Source organism: Massilia eburnea (assembly GCF_050709955.1).
Taxonomy (GTDB): Bacteria; Pseudomonadota; Gammaproteobacteria; order Burkholderiales; family Burkholderiaceae_D; genus Rugamonas; species Rugamonas eburnea_A.
Genome location: NZ_JBNZFX010000035.1, coordinates 89,371 through 104,708 on the forward strand (window position 1 = coordinate 89,371; position 15,338 = coordinate 104,708).

Annotated in this window: 14 protein-coding genes; 8 read left to right on the top strand and 6 right to left on the bottom strand. The window is 63.0% G+C overall.

Annotated features, from left to right (window positions below; all coding sequences use genetic code 11):
- The first annotated feature begins 4 nt into the window (after window positions 1-4).
- The 5 genes from ACQ4MM_RS22025 (at window position 5) to ACQ4MM_RS22045 (ending at window position 4,801) form a co-directional block, all read left to right on the top strand.
- On the top strand, window positions 5-1,480 hold the full coding sequence (locus tag ACQ4MM_RS22025) for an APC family permease (protein WP_431479363.1): 1,476 nt from the start codon (window positions 5-7) through the stop codon (window positions 1,478-1,480).
- A 3-nt stretch (window positions 1,481-1,483) separates the two neighbouring features.
- Window positions 1,484-3,433: a prolyl oligopeptidase family serine peptidase gene (locus ACQ4MM_RS22030; RefSeq protein WP_431479364.1), complete on the top strand. Its 1,950-nt coding sequence runs from the start codon at window positions 1,484-1,486 to the stop codon at window positions 3,431-3,433.
- Window positions 3,434-3,441: 8 nt separating this feature from the next.
- Entirely contained in the window at window positions 3,442-3,651 is a 210-nt protein-coding gene (locus ACQ4MM_RS22035; RefSeq protein WP_431479365.1) for a hypothetical protein, read from the top strand.
- A 119-nt stretch (window positions 3,652-3,770) separates the two neighbouring features.
- Window positions 3,771-4,487 (top strand): hypothetical protein, encoded by a 717-nt coding sequence (locus ACQ4MM_RS22040; RefSeq protein WP_431479366.1) that lies wholly within the window; start codon window positions 3,771-3,773, stop codon window positions 4,485-4,487.
- Between the two features lie 8 nt (window positions 4,488-4,495).
- Window positions 4,496-4,801, top strand: a complete 306-nt coding sequence (locus ACQ4MM_RS22045; RefSeq protein WP_431479367.1) for a hypothetical protein — start codon at window positions 4,496-4,498, stop codon at window positions 4,799-4,801.
- 17 nt (window positions 4,802-4,818) lie between these two features.
- Here the strand turns inward: ACQ4MM_RS22045 and ACQ4MM_RS22050 are convergent, their stop codons facing one another.
- The 4 genes from ACQ4MM_RS22050 to ACQ4MM_RS22065 all read right to left on the bottom strand — a co-directional run bounded on the left by ACQ4MM_RS22050 (window position 4,819) and on the right by ACQ4MM_RS22065 (window position 10,226).
- Complete coding sequence (locus ACQ4MM_RS22050) at window positions 4,819-6,975, bottom strand: FUSC family membrane protein (RefSeq protein WP_431479368.1); 2,157 nt, start codon at window positions 6,973-6,975, stop codon at window positions 4,819-4,821.
- Between the two features lie 7 nt (window positions 6,976-6,982).
- Window positions 6,983-8,659: a M14 family zinc carboxypeptidase gene (locus ACQ4MM_RS22055; protein WP_431479395.1), complete on the bottom strand. Its 1,677-nt coding sequence runs from the start codon at window positions 8,657-8,659 to the stop codon at window positions 6,983-6,985.
- Window positions 8,660-8,729: 70 nt separating this feature from the next.
- Window positions 8,730-9,293 (bottom strand): NADPH-dependent FMN reductase, encoded by a 564-nt coding sequence (locus ACQ4MM_RS22060; protein ID WP_431479369.1) that lies wholly within the window; start codon window positions 9,291-9,293, stop codon window positions 8,730-8,732.
- Between the two features lie 33 nt (window positions 9,294-9,326).
- On the bottom strand, window positions 9,327-10,226 hold the full coding sequence (locus ACQ4MM_RS22065) for a LysR family transcriptional regulator (protein ID WP_431479370.1): 900 nt from the start codon (window positions 10,224-10,226) through the stop codon (window positions 9,327-9,329).
- Window positions 10,227-10,316: 90 nt separating this feature from the next.
- On the opposite strand from ACQ4MM_RS22065, the gene ACQ4MM_RS22070 reads away from it, so the two are divergent.
- Together ACQ4MM_RS22070 and ACQ4MM_RS22075 are read left to right on the top strand one after the other, a co-directional pair.
- Window positions 10,317-10,931 (top strand): glutathione S-transferase family protein, encoded by a 615-nt coding sequence (locus tag ACQ4MM_RS22070; RefSeq protein WP_431479371.1) that lies wholly within the window; start codon window positions 10,317-10,319, stop codon window positions 10,929-10,931.
- A complete protein-coding gene (locus ACQ4MM_RS22075) occupies window positions 10,928-11,251 on the top strand; it encodes a DMT family transporter (protein WP_431479372.1) in 324 nt (107 codons plus the stop codon). The genes ACQ4MM_RS22070 and ACQ4MM_RS22075 overlap by 4 nt, the downstream gene beginning before the upstream one ends.
- Before the next feature lie 120 nt (window positions 11,252-11,371).
- On the opposite strand, the gene ACQ4MM_RS22080 is transcribed toward ACQ4MM_RS22075, so the two are convergent.
- Both ACQ4MM_RS22080 and ACQ4MM_RS22085 read right to left on the bottom strand, forming a co-directional pair.
- Window positions 11,372-13,534, bottom strand: a complete 2,163-nt coding sequence (locus ACQ4MM_RS22080) for a S46 family peptidase (protein WP_431479373.1) — start codon at window positions 13,532-13,534, stop codon at window positions 11,372-11,374.
- 259 nt (window positions 13,535-13,793) lie between these two features.
- Window positions 13,794-14,063 carry a GlsB/YeaQ/YmgE family stress response membrane protein gene (locus tag ACQ4MM_RS22085; RefSeq protein ID WP_431479374.1) on the bottom strand — a complete coding sequence of 90 codons (270 nt, stop codon included), beginning with the start codon at window positions 14,061-14,063 and terminating at the stop codon, window positions 13,794-13,796.
- Between the two features lie 131 nt (window positions 14,064-14,194).
- Here ACQ4MM_RS22085 and ACQ4MM_RS22090 point away from each other — a divergent pair, with 131 nt between their 5' ends.
- The gene (locus ACQ4MM_RS22090) at window positions 14,195-15,292 is read left to right on the top strand and encodes a hypothetical protein (protein WP_431479375.1); all 1,098 of its coding nucleotides are present in this window, start codon (window positions 14,195-14,197) and stop codon (window positions 15,290-15,292) included.
- Window positions 15,293-15,338 lie beyond the last annotated feature (46 nt).

Here is a 15,338-nt window from a genome sequence, read left to right on the forward strand (position 1 = left end):
GCCTGTGAATCAATCGCTGGTCCAGAAGCTGACCCGTACCAAGCCGACCCCGGCGGATACGGATGCCGGCACGAGCCTGCACGGGGAGGGCCTTAGCCGCTCCATCGGGCTGTTTTCGCTGACGATGATCGGCGTTGGCGCCACGATCGGCACCGGGATTTTCTTCACCATGGTCGAAGCGGTGCCGAAAGCCGGACCGTCCGTAGTGCTGTCCTTCCTGCTGGCGGCGCTGACTGCCGGCCTGACCGCGCTGTGCTACGCCGAGTTGTCCTTCCGCGTACCGGCCGCCGGCTCGGCCTATTCCTTCGCCTACCGCACGCTGGGCGAGTTCATGGCCTTCATCGTCGCCTTCTGCCTGTTGCTCGAATACGGGCTGGCGGCCAGCGCCACAGCGATCGGCTGGTCGGACTACCTGAACAACTTCCTGGTCAATGCCTTCCACTGGCAGATCCCGGAAAACCTGCGCTCGCCGATGATCGTCTCGACCCCGAACGGCACGGTGTGGCATATGGATCACTTCAATTTGCCGCCGGTGATCCTGGTGGCGTTGTGCTGCTTCCTCCTGGTGCGCGGCACCAAGGAATCGGCCACCGCCAACGCAATCATGGTGCTGATCAAGCTGGCGATCCTGATCTTCTTCTGCGCTGTCGCTTTCACCGGTTTCGACACCAACAACTTCACGCCGTTCCTGAAGCACACGCCTGGCGAATGGCTGCCGGGCGCCAGCGGCATCGCGGCCGCCGCAGGTACGGTGTTCTTCTCCTTTATCGGCCTGGATACCATTGCCACCGCCGGTGAAGAAGTGCGCAACCCGAAACGTAACGTCCCGATCGGCATCATCGCCGCGCTGCTGCTGGTGACCGTGTTTTACATGCTGGTCGCCATGGCTGCCATGGGCGCCCAGCCTGCGCATAAGTTCGATGGCCAGGCCGCCGGCCTGGCCGTGATCCTGCAGAACGTCACCGGCAAGGCATGGCCGGCACTGGTGCTGTCCGCCGGCGCCGTGATCTCGGTGTTCTCCGTGACCCTGGTGACCATCTACGGCCAGACCCGCATCCTGTACGCGATTGCCAAGGACGGCCTGGTGCCGAAGGCTTTCCAGAGCGTGAACCCGAAGACCCATTCGCCGGTTGCCAACACGCTGATCGTCAGCGTGGTGGTCGGCATTGTCGCAGGCCTAGTCGATTCCACCTTCCTGTGGGACATGGTGTCGATGGGTACCCTGACCGCCTTTATCGTGGTGTCGATCGCGGTGCCGGTGCTGCGCTCGCAGGAACGTGCCGCTGGCACTTACACCAAGGGCGGCTTCCGCGTGCCTTTCGGCGGATATTTCGTGCCCGGCCTGAGCATCCTGGCCTGCGCTTACCTGATGATCAACCTGTCGCACGCCACCAAGATGATTTTCACTATCTGGATGGTGGTAGCGGTGTTAACCTATTTCATCTACGGAATCCGGAACTCCAGGCTTAACAAGGTATAAACAATGCAGGTCAAAGCAATCGCCCACACAGCATTCCTGGCTACGGCCATAATCTCTGGGGCGGTTGCCCAGGCGGGGTCTCCCGGCTCCGCCATCCGCGACTACCGCTCGGTCGCAATCTCCCCAGCCGGCGACCGCGTGGTGTCGCTGGAATCCATCGACACCGGCAACGGCAAGCGCCCGCACCCCACCATCGTCGTGCGCGATGCCTCGAGCGGCGCCATCGCCGCCGAATTCGACCCCTGTTCCACCTGCAGTTACGACAAGCCATCCTGGTCGCCGGACGGCAAGTCGCTGGCCTTTGTCGCCAGCGACAAGCGCGCCGCCTCGGCATGGCTGTATGTCGCAAGCAGCGGCAAGGCGCGTGCCGTCGCCACCGTGCAGGGCGTCGCCAGCAGCGCACGCTGGTCGCCCGATGGCCGCACGCTGTCGCTGCTGGCCACCGTCGGCGCGAAGAAGGAGACCGGCGCCACGGCGGCCGGTGCGCGCCTGGTGGGCGAGATCGGCACGGAGGAGGATGCGCAGCGCATCGCCACCATTGCGGCCGCAGGCGGCACCCTCAAGCTGGTGTCGCCTGCCGACACCTTCATCTACGAATACGACTGGACGCCGGATGGCAAAGGCTTTATCGCTACCAGCGCCAAAGGCAATGGCGATAACAACTGGTGGGTAGCCAAGCTGTCCCACGTTGATGCCGCCAGCGGCGTGCTGCGCATTGTGGCCAGCCCCGCCACGCAACTGAACATGCCGCGCGTCTCGCCCGATGGCCGCACCGTGGCCTTCATCGGCGGCTTGATGAGCGACTTCGGCTCGGTCGGCGGCGACGTCTACACGGTGCCGCTGGCAGGCGGCGAACCGGTCAACCTGACCCCGGGCTTCAAAGGCACTTTCAACACCTTGGTGTGGCGCGGCAAAGGCTTGCTGGGCACCGCCCTGATGGGCGACAAGTCGAACGTGCTGTCGCTGGATTTGCAGGGTCACAGCACGGTACTACGTTCGGTCGCCGCATCGACCGGCGCAGCCGATGGCCGAATGTCCTTCAGCGTAGACGGCAGCAAGGCCGCAGCGGTGCAGGAAGATTTTGAACACGCAGCCGCCATTGTGGCCGGCCCGCTAGGCGCCATGCGCGCGATCACCGACGACAACGCCCACCTGGCGCCGCAAGTCGCGGTGCAGAATATCAGCTGGGAGAACGAGGGCTTCAATGTGCAGGGCTGGTTGATCGGCCCGCCCGTCACGGTGCCGGGCAAGAAATACCCGATGATCGTGCAGGTGCACGGCGGCCCCGCTGCAGCGGCATCGCCGCGCTACATCGCGCCGGGCGAACAGGGCAACCCGCTGGTGCGCGAGCTGGTGGAAAAGGGCTACTTCGTATTCCTGCCCAACCCGCGCGGCAGCTTCGGCCAGGGCCAGGATTTCGCGCGCGCCAACCGTCGCGATTTCGGCGGCGGCGATTTGCGCGACATCCTCACCGGAGTCGACGCGGCGGCCGCTGCAGCGCCGGTCGACACCAATCGCATGGGACTTATCGGCCATTCCTACGGCGGCTTCATGACCATGTGGGGCGTGACGCATTCGCAGCGCTTCAAAGCTGCGGTTGCCGGCGCAGGCATCGCCAACTGGATCTCCTACTACGGGCAGAATGGCATCGACCAGTGGATGATTCCATTCTTCGGCGCCTCCGCTTACGACGACCCTGCGATCTACCGCCAACTGTCGCCGATCGAATCGATCAAGGTGGCGCGCACGCCAACGCTGGTATATGTCGGCGAGCGCGACGTCGAATGTCCGCCGGCGCAATCGATGGAGTTCTGGCACGGCCTGAAGGCGATGGGCGTGCCGACCTCGCTGGTGATCTACGAAGGCGAAGGCCACAGCATCCGCGAGCCGGAGCACCAGCGCGACCTGCGCAAGCGCACGATCGAATGGTTTGGACGTTACCTGGGCGAGTAAGCAAGACGATGCGTTTGCGGTACAAGATGATGGCGGCCCTGTTGGCGACGAGGCTTGGTTCGGTAGCGCTGGTGGGCGGAGTCGCCTACGTCAGCGTCAATTACAAGGTCGACTCCCTGCGCCGGCACCTGGCGGCCGAGCACTTTCACACCTATATGACGGCCTACCTGGCCGAACACGGCGACTGGCAGGGCGCCATCGCGACGGAATCCACCTAACAAGAGGACATGCCCCAGTGCGTATTTTTTCAAGCTTCATTCTTGCCGCCATGGTTTGCCAACAAGCCGCCGCTGCGCCGGACCTTGTTCCATTCGAACTTATCAATGGCATACCATTCATGAGTGTCACCGTCGGCGCCGCGTCGAGCCGCATGATGTTCGATTCGGGTGGCAAGCTTGGCATTTCACTCCCCGCCTCGACGATCGAGCAATCAGGTTCGGTCAAAGTACTCGAAGAGAAAAAGAAGTTTCGTGACTTGCAGGGTAGAGCGTATGAAACACCGCGCCTTATTGCGGAAAGGGTCGTCGTAGGTTCCACCATGCTGGCGCCGGTGCAAGGCCAGGTTCACATGCAATGGGGCGGCGCGCCGGAAGGTCCCGAAGCTGAACTGACCAAGGCGCGTGCAGGCGGCGCTATCGGCCTGGATGCCCTGGCAAACTTCCCGTTGATGTTCGATTACAAGCAGCGCACGCTGTCGATCCTTGATGCGAGCCAGGTGGTCGAACTCAGGCAGCCGAAGTGGCATGCCCTTGATCTCAAGTACGGCGGGGAAGGACCGCTGGTAACCCTGCAGGTGGAAGGGAAGCAACTCAAATTCGTGCTGGACACCGGCGCCCAGGTGAACATCATCAGGTTTGGTGCGGCATGCGATACCAACCAGGCATGCGAGCTGCGCGACATGAGCGGGACGCTGAACCTGAGCATGAGGATCCACCGCATCAAGCTCGATGGCGCCCCATTCGACGGCATCCTGGGCGCGCCGTTCTTCCGCAGCCACCGCGTGGTGTTCGACGTAAAAGGCGGGAAGCTGTACGTCTCCCCTAATTCTCTCTAAGAGTTGGCATGAAAATTATCATCCCGCTGGCATTTCTCGTTGCCCTGGTTTCCCCAACCGCCTTTTCCGCTGAAAACAACCGCAGCACTTCGTCCGTCCGCTGGACAGACGGCATCGGCGAAGTCCTGATGCGCGGAGAGGGAATCTCAAACCTCAACGGTGACAAGGTCGAGGTGAGAGGCGGCATCGTGTACCTCAACGGACAATCCTACGGCGCCGTCTCGAAAAACAGTGAAATCAAGTACCTCGTATCCGCCTCCAGCCGCACGCTGTATGTTGATGGCAAACGGCGCGCCCCCCTGCCGAACAAGTGAACCCTTCATCCCACTCCTCAATCACCGTTAGTAACGTTGCGAACGATCGCATCACTATGGACGATGATTTTGTCCGCATCTGCCTGAAGCAGGCGGATGCGCCGCTGCACCAGGGGCCAGCCGGACCAGGCCACTTCCGTCTCGGCCCCCGGCTCGCGGCGTAGCGGAGCCGCAGGCGGCGTGGCGCCCGTATGGCGCGACAGGGCGACCGTCAGCGTACGGCAGACGGTGGCGTGGCTGGTGTCCAGCATGGCGTTCACCGCATCGCTCGGGATATCGCGCACGTGGCGGCGCAGGATCGCGCGCAGCGCGGCCACGTGCGCCACCAGCAGGTAGTTCTGCACGATGAACAGGTTGATGTCCTCCGCCGCGCGCTGCTTGCTTTCCGGCTCGTCCAGCATGCGCACCAGCGCAGCACTGAGCGCAGCCAGGGTCTCCATCAGCCGCTTGCGCTGGATGCGGTAGATGAAGTCATTGCGGTACTTCCCTTGCAGCAGGTCGAAGCTGGCTTCCATATAGCTCAGGTTCACCGACAGCACCAGCTTGACCAGGTGCGGCAGCGACTGGTATTCCCAATTCGCCAGCACGAAGCTGAACGCCGTCGCAATCGCGGCTCCGACGAAGGTGTCGACCAGGCGTTCGGAGATCAGGTTGCTGCTTGGCGCCACCAGGTACATCCACAGCAGGATCATCACCGACACAGCAATCGCAGCGTAGCGGTAGCGCAGGTAGATGAAGGTCGGCGTCGCGATGGAGGACAGCACCAGCACCGTCAGGATCGCGGCCGGGTGGTCCATGAACTTCAGCACAACGGCCGTAATGATGCAGCCGATGATGGTGCCGACAATGCGGTCCGAGCGGCGTTGCTTGGTCATGCTGAAGCTTGGCTTCAGGATGATCACGATGGTCAGCACGATCCAGTAGCTGTGCGCCTTGTAGGGCAGCATGGCGCCGATTGCCAGGCCCACGGCAATCGCCATCGACACGCGCAGGGCAAAGCGGAACACCGGCGAGTCCATGCGGAAGTGCGACACCATCAGCTGCAGTTCGTACTTCTGCTGCGACAGGAAAGGCTGCATGTCCATATCGCGCCAGAACGGCGTGTCTTCATACACCTTCTGGCTCGATACATGCAGCTCGCCGATCATGCGGATGATGGCGGTGATCTTGTTGCGCTGGGCGCGCAGCACGGTAACGGCTTCGCGGCGCGGTTTGCCGGCGTCAAGGTCGTCCTGCAGGCCGGCGATCTGCTGCTCGAGTGCCATCAGCTCCGGCGTGTAGTCGACTTCCGGATAGGAGGCACGCTTGCGCGTCACGGCGTAGGCCACCGATTCGATATCGCGTGCGGCCTTGTACGCCAGGTCGTGCAGGGTGCGCAGTGCGGGTGAGTCGAGCAGGTGGGTGCGCAAGGCCGCGTAGTCGGTGTGGGTGGCGAGTACCTGCTCGTACAGGTCCAGCATGCAGACGTGGATTTGCACCACCACCGCATCCTTGCGGTTGTTGTGGGCACGCAGGATCAGGTCGCGCGAAGCCTGCTGGCGGTCGGCCAGCAAGGCCTGGTGGCGCACCAGTTTGTTGAACTGCTCGGTGAGGTTGTAGCGCGTGTCGTAGAAGTCGGCCTTGATGTCGATATAGGCCGCCAGTTCGAACAGCGCTTCCGCCAGCACCTGCTGCTTGATGCGGTGGCGCAGCACGTACGAAATGCCCATGGCGTAGGCCAGGTAGCCCAGTGCGCCAAGCATGAACAGGCCGGCGTGCGCGAACGACTGCGCCGGAGTCAGCACATGCTCGGTCGACATGGTCATGATGAACAGCGTCGCCAACTGCAGCGGCATCGACTTCTTGCCATACACGACCATCATGCTGGCGAAGAAGCTCACTGCCACCAGCATCGGCATCAGCAACCAGTAATACGGCCCGCATAGGCTGATCAGCAGCGTGACGGCGGTGCACAGCAGCACCGATGCCATCATCTCGTTGAACTTGTGGCGCAGTGGGCTCGGCATGTCCATCAGCGCGGTGCACAGCGCGCCGATGCCGATCGACATCGCGATGTGGATATCGGTCAGCCACATGGCCAGCGCAATAACGCCCACCAGGCCGGCGCCGAAGCGCAGGCCCAGGTGGAAGTAATGGCTGTAGAAGAATGTGCGGGGGTCTAGTGCGTAGTGCATGGCCCTCTTACACAATCGACAGGACAGGGTAGCGGCGCCATTCCGGCTCGCGCTGTCGCTGGCAGTTGTGGAAGATGAAGTGCAGCACTGCGTCCTTGTCCTTCACCAGCGCCGGGTTGGCGGCTTTCCAGTTGTCGAACCTGGCCTTGGTTTCCGGCTCGGTGGCCAGGATGTCGGCAGCCAGGTCTTCGAACACGTAGTCGGAGATGTTTTCCTTGCGTTCGAGTACGGAGTTGAAGAAGCCCCAGCGGAAGAAGGAGTCGTGGCCTTGCGGTTCCAGGGTTTCGACGGCATAGCGGGCGTTGTCCTGGTCCAGCGAAATGTACCAGTCGCCGGCGTTCAGCTCAAACGTGGCTTCGCGTTTTTCGACTTCCACTTCGTCGTGGAACATATGGCCTTCGTAGGCGGTCGGGCGCGAGGTCACGCTGTTGATGTGGTAGTACTCGGCTTGCACCGTGGTTGGTGCTTCGATGCGGGTCATCTGCACGCCATTCCACTGCAGGCGCTCGATCGCTTCGCGCCATTGCTGCGGCACGACGTAGGCTTTCGGCGCCTTGATCACGGCGTCGGCAGGGAAGCGGTTGAACCACTTGATGTCGCGGGCCCAAGGCTTGCTGCGGTCGTAGGACAGGCGGACGTAGTCGCCCAGCGTGGACGGGCTGCGCTGCGCTTGGTAGCCTTTGAAATGGAAGGTGCCCGGATTCTCTTCATCCATGCGCCAGGTGACGGCCCATTCCTTCTGCTTGCGCTGCGCGGCCTTGGTGGCGGCGCGCAGGGCCTTGATCTGTTCGCCGTGCTTGACGGTGAAATTGCGCACGGTGTCGACCAGGGCGCGCATCGACTCATAGCGGTCGGCGTAAGGTTTCAGCATATGCGTCTCCGGCATGAAGCCGATGATGTTATGCAGTGCGGTGAAGCCGGTCGAGAAACGCGCGGTCTCCAGGAAATCGGCGATGCCGTCGTCCGGGGTTTCCACCACCGGGTTCACGTACGGGCAGGTTGGCCAGCCGGCGGCGGCCATGTCTTCGTAAATCTGCGGCAGCATGGTGTCGCGCAGGAATTCACCCAGTTCGCCACCCAGCTTGTCGCACTGGGTGTGGATCAGGGTCATGGTGTAGCTGTAGTCGGCGCCGTTGGAGGTGTGAGTATCGACCATCACGTCCGGGTCCCAGGCGGTGATCAGCTGGTTGAAGAACTTCGCGTTCAACGTGTCGCATTTGACGAAGTCGCGGTTCAGGTCCAGGTGGCGGCTGTTGCCGCGGAAGCCGAACAGCTCCGGCCCGTCCTGATTGGCGCGCGAGGTGTTTTGCCGGTTCAGGCAGCCGTCCACGTTGTAGACCGGGACGAACAGCAGCACAGTCTTGCCCAGGCTGGCCAGCAGCTCGGGCTTGAAGCACAGGTCGCGCACCGTCGCCATGCAGGAGTCGATGCCTTCCGGCTCGCCGGGGTGGATGCCGTTATTGTTGAAGAAGACCGTACGGCCTTCGCGCTTGATCTGTTCGCGGTCGAAAACGCCGTCGGCGCTGACCACGCCCACATGCAGGGGAATGCCGCCGTCCGATACGGCTGCCTGTTCAAATTTCAGGATATTCGGAAAGCGGCGTGCCAGTTCTTGGTAGAAGGCGATGCACTCGGTCCAGAGGGTAGTCTGGTTTTTATTGCCTTTTTCGTAAGGCGTGAGCATTTCTTGCATGGTCTGGATCTCAGTCTTCTGCAGTGGGGAAGGTCAGCGATTTTACCACTTCAGCCCTGAATTAAGCCTTGCGGCCATTGGCCTCCACCCATTTCGCGTAAGCGGCAGCCCAGCCGGCCAGTACTTCCTTGGTCTTGTCGTTATTGACCTTGCCGTCTTCGCCGATCAGCGCACTGCCGTTGCCGATGTAAACCTCTGGGCCCGGCATGACCGGCGCATTCAGGGTCACCATGGTCTGGCGCACGTTGTGGTTGCCGGCGAAGCCGCCCACCGCCCCGATCGAGGCGGAGATCACGCCGACCGGTTTCGCGTTCCAGATGCTGTGGCCCCACGGACGCGAGCCGACGTCGATCGCGTTCTTCAGCGCGCCCGGCATGGCGCGGTTGTATTCCGGCGTGGCGAACACGATGCCGTCCACGTTGCGCAGCTTGTCGCGGAAGGCGGTCCATGCCGCAGGCGGGGTATGCGCGTCGTCCAGGTCCTGGTTGTACAGCGGCAGGTCGCCGATGTCGACGAATTCGAACTGCAGCTCGGCTGGCGCCACTTCCACCAGCGCGTTGGCGAATTTGCGATTCAGCGAGTCCTTGCGCAGGCTGCCGACGATGAGGGCGATTTTCTTGGTCATGGGAGTGGCTCCTTGTGAAAAGGACAATGTACATCAAGCGGGGAAAACATGCGCGTCTTCTCTCAGCGCGTCGTACAGGAACTGGCTCAGGGCTTTGATGCGCGCTACGTTGCGCAGGTCGCGATGGCTCAACACCCAGAGCTGGGTGTGGAAACGCGGATCGGGCGGCACCAGCTGTTCCAGCGCGCGCTCGCGGTCGGCCAGCATGCACAGCAGCGGCGCCACGCCCATGCCGTTGCGCGCCGCGTCGACCATGGTCACCAGGCTGTCGGTGCGCACCGCGACTTGCGAGGGCGGCACATGTTCGGCCAGCCATTGCGCGGCGGCCAGGTGGGACAGGCTATCGTCCGGCGCCACCCAGCGATGCGCCGCCCAGTCGTCGCGCGCGATGCCTTGGCGCTCGGCGCCGCGCAGGTAAGCGTGGGAAGCGTACAGCGCGGTTGCCAGCGCGCCCACCTTACGGCCGACCAGGTTGGCCGGCGGCGTATTCGATGGGCGCAGCGCCATGTCGGCTTCGCGCTGGGTGAGGTTGAGAAAGCTGTTGTTGACGACCAGCTGCAGTTGCACCGCAGGGTGGGCTTCCTGGAAACGGTGCAGGTAGGGCATCAGCAGGCCATGCGCCAGCGTGTCGGTGGTGGTCAGGCGGATGCTGCCGCGCAGTTCTTCATCCAGTCCGCCGACTTCGCGCTGGGCGCTGCCGATTTCCTCTTCGATCGGGCCGAGGCGGCCGCGCAAGGTTTCGCCGGCGCCGGTCATCACGTAGCCGGACTGCAGGCGCTCGAACAGGCGCACGCCGAGCGACTGCTCCAGGCTATCGAGCCGGCGCAACACGGTGGAGTGGTTGACGCCCAGCTCGCGCGCCGCCGCCGAGATCGAGCCGCCGCGCGCAACGGCGGCAAAGTAGCGCAAGTCTTCCCAGTCAAGTTTCTGCATATTTGCGTAACCGTTCTGCTGTTTTATGGAATTCTAAAGCGTTTTTGCGGGGCATACACTGGCTCCAACAAAACATCAAAGGAACCGACCATGTTAACCCTGTACACCGCCGACACACCCAACGGACAGAAGATCACCATTGCGCTGGAAGAGCTGGGCCTGCCGCACACGGTGCATCACGTGAACCTGTCCGCAGGCGAGCAGCACCAGCCGCCGTTCAGCGTCATGAGCCCCAACCACAAGATTCCGCTGCTGGTCGATGACAGCACGCCGATCTTCGAGTCGGGCGCGATCCTGATCCACCTGGCCGACAAGGCGGGCAAGCTGTTACCGGCTTCCGGCGCGGCGCGCAGCGTGGCGCTGCAATGGCTGTTCCTGCAGGTAGCGCACATCGGACCGATGCTGGGGCAGTTGTGGTTCTTCCGTCATGGCGTAGCCCAAGGCAGTCCGCGCAACGAACAGGCGCTGGAGCGCTACGGCCGCGAAACCTTGCGCCTGCTGGGCGTATTCGAAGAACGCCTGCGCGATACAGCTTACCTGGCCGGCGACCAGTACACGATTGCCGATATTGCCAGCTTCCCGTGGATACGCTCGCACCACGAGTTGGGGATCACGCTGGCCGATTTCCCGGCGGTGGCGGATTGGGTGGAACGCATCGGCGCGCGTCCGGCGGTGCAGCGCGGCCTGGCGGCGGCAAAGCCATGATCGCCGCCTGGGGCCTGTTGCTGGCCGCAGCCTTGGTCGACATCGCCATGGCGGTCGCACTCAAGCACGCGGAAGGATGGACGCGGCTCTGGCCCAGCCTGGCCGGCCTGGCATTCGCCAATGGCGCCATCGTGCTGCTGACAATGGCCTTGCGCCAACTGCCAGTCGGTACAGCATTTGCGGTCTTTACGGGGATAGGAGCGGCGGGCGCCGCCCTGGTCGGCATCGTGGCCTACGGCGAAAGCGCCACGCCGCTGCGGCTATTGCTGATTGCCGCCATCATCGCCAGCATCGCCGGCCTCAAGCTCACAAACGGCTGAGCCCGTGTCACACCATGGGGTCACACCCGAAGTGTGACACGGGCTCGGCCGTGTATCGCTTGAGCCCGTGTCACGTTTGGGGTGTGACCCCAAGGTGTGACACGGGCTGGACTGTAACGCTTACTCGGCCTTCATTTCCTTCAGCAGGTTGTCGGCCTTGTCGATGAACTTCATGTTCCACAGCATGTAGCGCAGGTCGACTTGGATGTCGCGGGTCTTGGCTTTGTTGAAGTCCCAGTCCGAGATGATCGAGTCGAGCGTGCCGTCGAAGGCCAGGCCTACCAGCTCGGCTTTCGAGTTCAGCGCGGCGGAACCGGAGTTGCCGCCGGTGATGTCCAGCGTGGCCAGGAAGTTCACCGGCACCGACTTCAGCTTAGGATCGACGTATTTGCCGAACTGCTTCTTGTTGATCGCGTCGAGCTGCGCTTGCGGGGCGTTGAATTCGCCTTCGCCGGTCGCTTTGGCTTTCACGCCGGCCACGGTGGTGAAGGCCGACCAGCCGGTGGTGCCGTCGGCGCCTTCTGCGCGCGAAGCGATCTTGCCGAAGGTGACGCGCAGGGTGCTGTTCGCGTCAGGATACACAGCCTGGCCTTTCGAATTCATGAAGGCGATCTTGGCTTTCATGTAGCTGGCGTAGGCTTGCTGGATCTTGCCGCCCAGTTCTTCGTTGGCGGCTTCCTGCTTCAGGCCTTCGTCGTACAGCGCTACAGCAGCTTTGATAAAGGCGTCGTCGCTGGCCTTGAAGTCTTCCGGCTTCTTGCCCAGCCACGAGGCGCGGAACTCGCCGTCTTCCAGCTTGGAGCCGGAGTACAGCTTGTCCAGTGCCGCCGACAGTTCTGCTTCGCTCATGCCGGCCTTGATGCCCAGCACGGAGTCGAATACCGCATTGTGTTCGGCCGCTGGCTGCGCGTTGTACTGCTTCAGGTTGTTCAGCACGATTGCCTTGTCGACCTTGGCCACGTAGGTCTTGTTGGCGCCTTTCACTGCCTGCTCGATGCGCTTGACGTCGCGTTCCTGGTAACCGGCCTTGCGGTCGGCGTTAGGCTTGGTGCTTTCGTTGGCCAGGCGCAGCATGGCGCGCGCCTGGGTCAGCATGGTCGGCGCGGAGCGGTCGTAGAAGAAGTCGCGCTTGCTCTCGGCGTCGCGCTGGGCGATCAGCTTTTCCACCGCTTCCAGGTCGGCGCCGAAGGCTGCCTTGCGCTTGGCGTCGGAGTTGACCCATGCTTTCAGCGCTGCGTGTTCGGCGGACTTGCGCTCGAGGACATCGCTGCCCTCGTAGCTGTTCAACATGCCCTTGCGGTTCTTGTAGTAGTTGTTGATGTTGGCGACGCGGCCGGCTACTTTCAGGGCCGCATCGCGGTCGCCCTTGGTTTCGCGGTCGATGATGGCCAGGGTCTCGTTCGAGTTCTGGATGAAGGCCGGGTATTCGAAGCCGAAGGTGTTCGATACTTCGGACGGCAGGCGGTGGCGGTTGGTGCGGCCTGGGTAGCCCAGTACCATCACGAAGTCGCCTTCCTTCACGCCTTCCTTGGCCAGCTTCAGGAAGGACTTAGGCTCGTAGGGAACGTTGTCCTTGGAGTAGTCGGCGGCCTTGCCGTCCTTGCTCACGTAGGCGCGGTAGAAACCGTAGTCGCCGGTGTGGCGCGGCCACATCCAGTTGTCGGTGTCGCCGCCGAATTTGCCGACGCCGGCCGCCGGGGCGTGCACCAGGCGCACGTCGCGGATTTCCAGTTGCTTGATCTGGTAGAACTCCAGGCCGCCGTAGAAGGACGACACGGTGCAGCGGTGGCCTTCGTCTTTTTCGCATTCCGCGACCATGGCTTTCTGGTTTTTCTCGATCGCGTCCACGCGCGCCTTGCCCTGCAGCTTGGCCACTTCTGGCGTGATGATCTTGTCGGTGACGTTCAGCACTTCCTTGGTCACGTACACGCGGCTGCCCGGGGCGGCCGGCAGCTCTTCACCGAAGTTGTGCGCCACAAAGCCGTTGGCCAGCAGGTCGCGCTCCTTGGTGGAGTTGACGGCCACGCTGTTGTACACGCAGTGGTGGTTGGTCACGACCAGGCCTTGCGGCGACACGAAGGACGCGGAGCAGCCGCCCAGGCTCACGATGGCGTTCATCGGGAACTCGGTCAGCTTGGTCAGCGAGGCTGGGTCCAGCTTCAGGCCTGCGGCCTTCAGTTGCTTGGCTACTTGTGGCAGCTGCTGCGGCATCCACATGCCTTCGTCTGCGAAGGCTGCGGAGGTGGTGCTCAGGACGGCGAGCGCGAGGAGAGTTTTTTTCATGGTCTTGAATTGGTTGTAGTGGTGGCCTGCGAGGCTGGTGCGCGGGCGCCCTAGAGTATCGGCATGGCGGCGCCTGGCGTCAACACCAAAAACAAGGCTTAAAGCTGAAGAAAATTCGGGGAAGGGCGCAACTGTTGCTTTGCAGCATAAGGTAGTTTTGCCGCAGGTTCAGCCAGGGTAGGGCGGCCGGTGGCGGGACGTTCCGCAACACGAAAAAAAGCCAGCGCCGCAGCGCTGGCCTGTGAGGAACTTAATTGTTCTATCTGACACGTCCGCGGAAGACCAGGTTCACGATCGCCAGCAGGATCACCGCTCCGAGGAATGACACCGCCAGCGACAGCACGCTGAAATCGTCCGTATTGATGGTGCCTGCCCCGAATAGCGGCGACAGCAGCCAGCCGCCCAGGAGCGCGCCGACGATACCGACCACCACGTTGAGGAACATGCCCTGTTGCGCGTCCGTTTTCATGACCAGGCTGGCCAGCCAGCCCAGGACGCCGCCAATCACAATCCAGATAATGAAGTTCATTTCCGCCCCCCCTTATTGTTGACGATTCCAGTGTAGGACATGCGCGGGCCGGTATTCCGTGCGCGAACGTACAGATTTGCAGCGCGCGGCGGCCTATCGTGTCCGGGACTCATGAAAAAAGGGGAATTCCCATGAACTCTGCAGACAAGCAATCCCGTATGGTGACCGGCCTGTTTCGTGACCGCAACAGTGCCGAGCGTGCCTGGCAACATGCCACTTCCCGCGGTTACAGCAAGGACGACATCAACGTCGTCATGAGCGACGCTACCCGCGAGCGCTATTTCAGCGGCCCGGCGGATTCGGAACTGGGTTCGAAAGCAGGGGAAGGCGCCGGCATTGGCGCCAGCGTTGGCGGCGCGATCGGCGCCGCCCTTGCGGCCGTGGCGGCAATGGGCACCACCCTGGTGCTGCCGGGCCTGGGCATCGTGGTGGCTGGTCCGCTGGCCGCCGCGCTGGCCGGTGCCGGCGCTGGCGGCGTGGCGGGTGGCCTGGTGGGCGCCCTGATCGGCGCCGGCATCCCGGAAGAGCGCCTCAATCACTATGAGGAAGGGATCCGCTCCGGCGGTATCCTGATGGGCGTGAACACCCGCGATGCGGTCGACGCGGCCGATATCGAGAGCGCCTGGAAAGACAGCGAAGGCGAGCACGTGGTCGGCGTCGGCGTCGGCACCACCGGCGGCGCGCTGGCTGGCGCTGCAGCCGGTTCACCGGCCGGCTTGCCGGGCATGGTGGCCGGCGCCGTGATCGGCGGCGTGGCAGGGGCCTTCGTCGGCAAGGGCACGGCCGAAATCGTCAACCCGCAGCTGGAGGACGATGACGATGACCACAACCTGGCGACCGGTGTCGGTGCAGGCGGCGGCGCGGCGGCGGGAATTGCGGTGGGCGCGGCGGCCGGTCCGATCGGCATGGCAGCGGGCGGCGCGATTGGCGCGCTAGCCGGCGGCATGGCGGGGCAGGGCATCGGCACCTTGCTCAACCCGAGCGAAGAACGGGTCTACTGGCAGGACCACTACCGCAACGAGGCCTACTTCAACCCCACCTTCGACTACGACGATTACGAGCCAGCCTATATGCTCGGCTACACCGCGCGCCAGCGTTATCGCGGCACGTGGGAGGAGCTGGAAGACCAGCTGGAACGCGATTGGGAAGCGGTGAAAGGCAGGTCGCGCATGGCATGGGAACATTCCAAGGACGCGGTGCGCGCTGCCTACGAGAGGGATAACCCGTAAAAATGTCCACCTCGGGGTCAGGAACGGAAGTGGACATTTCCAATAG

Coding starts and splice junctions, on each gene's coding strand:
- ACQ4MM_RS22065 (WP_431479370.1), bottom strand. CDS start 10,226: ATGCAGAAACTTGACTGGGAAGACTTGCGCTACTTTGCCGCCGTTGCG.
- ACQ4MM_RS22090 (WP_431479375.1), top strand. CDS start 14,195: ATGAACTCTGCAGACAAGCAATCCCGTATGGTGACCGGCCTGTTTCGT.
- ACQ4MM_RS22070 (WP_431479371.1), top strand. CDS start 10,317: ATGTTAACCCTGTACACCGCCGACACACCCAACGGACAGAAGATCACC.
- ACQ4MM_RS22050 (WP_431479368.1), bottom strand. CDS start 6,975: ATGCACTACGCACTAGACCCCCGCACATTCTTCTACAGCCATTACTTC.
- ACQ4MM_RS22030 (WP_431479364.1), top strand. CDS start 1,484: ATGCAGGTCAAAGCAATCGCCCACACAGCATTCCTGGCTACGGCCATA.
- ACQ4MM_RS22045 (WP_431479367.1), top strand. CDS start 4,496: ATGAAAATTATCATCCCGCTGGCATTTCTCGTTGCCCTGGTTTCCCCA.
- ACQ4MM_RS22085 (WP_431479374.1), bottom strand. CDS start 14,063: ATGAACTTCATTATCTGGATTGTGATTGGCGGCGTCCTGGGCTGGCTG.
- ACQ4MM_RS22040 (WP_431479366.1), top strand. CDS start 3,771: ATGAGTGTCACCGTCGGCGCCGCGTCGAGCCGCATGATGTTCGATTCG.
- ACQ4MM_RS22055 (WP_431479395.1), bottom strand. CDS start 8,659: ATGCTCACGCCTTACGAAAAAGGCAATAAAAACCAGACTACCCTCTGG.
- ACQ4MM_RS22035 (WP_431479365.1), top strand. CDS start 3,442: ATGCGTTTGCGGTACAAGATGATGGCGGCCCTGTTGGCGACGAGGCTT.
- ACQ4MM_RS22075 (WP_431479372.1), top strand. CDS start 10,928: ATGATCGCCGCCTGGGGCCTGTTGCTGGCCGCAGCCTTGGTCGACATC.
- ACQ4MM_RS22060 (WP_431479369.1), bottom strand. CDS start 9,293: ATGACCAAGAAAATCGCCCTCATCGTCGGCAGCCTGCGCAAGGACTCG.
- ACQ4MM_RS22080 (WP_431479373.1), bottom strand. CDS start 13,534: ATGAAAAAAACTCTCCTCGCGCTCGCCGTCCTGAGCACCACCTCCGCA.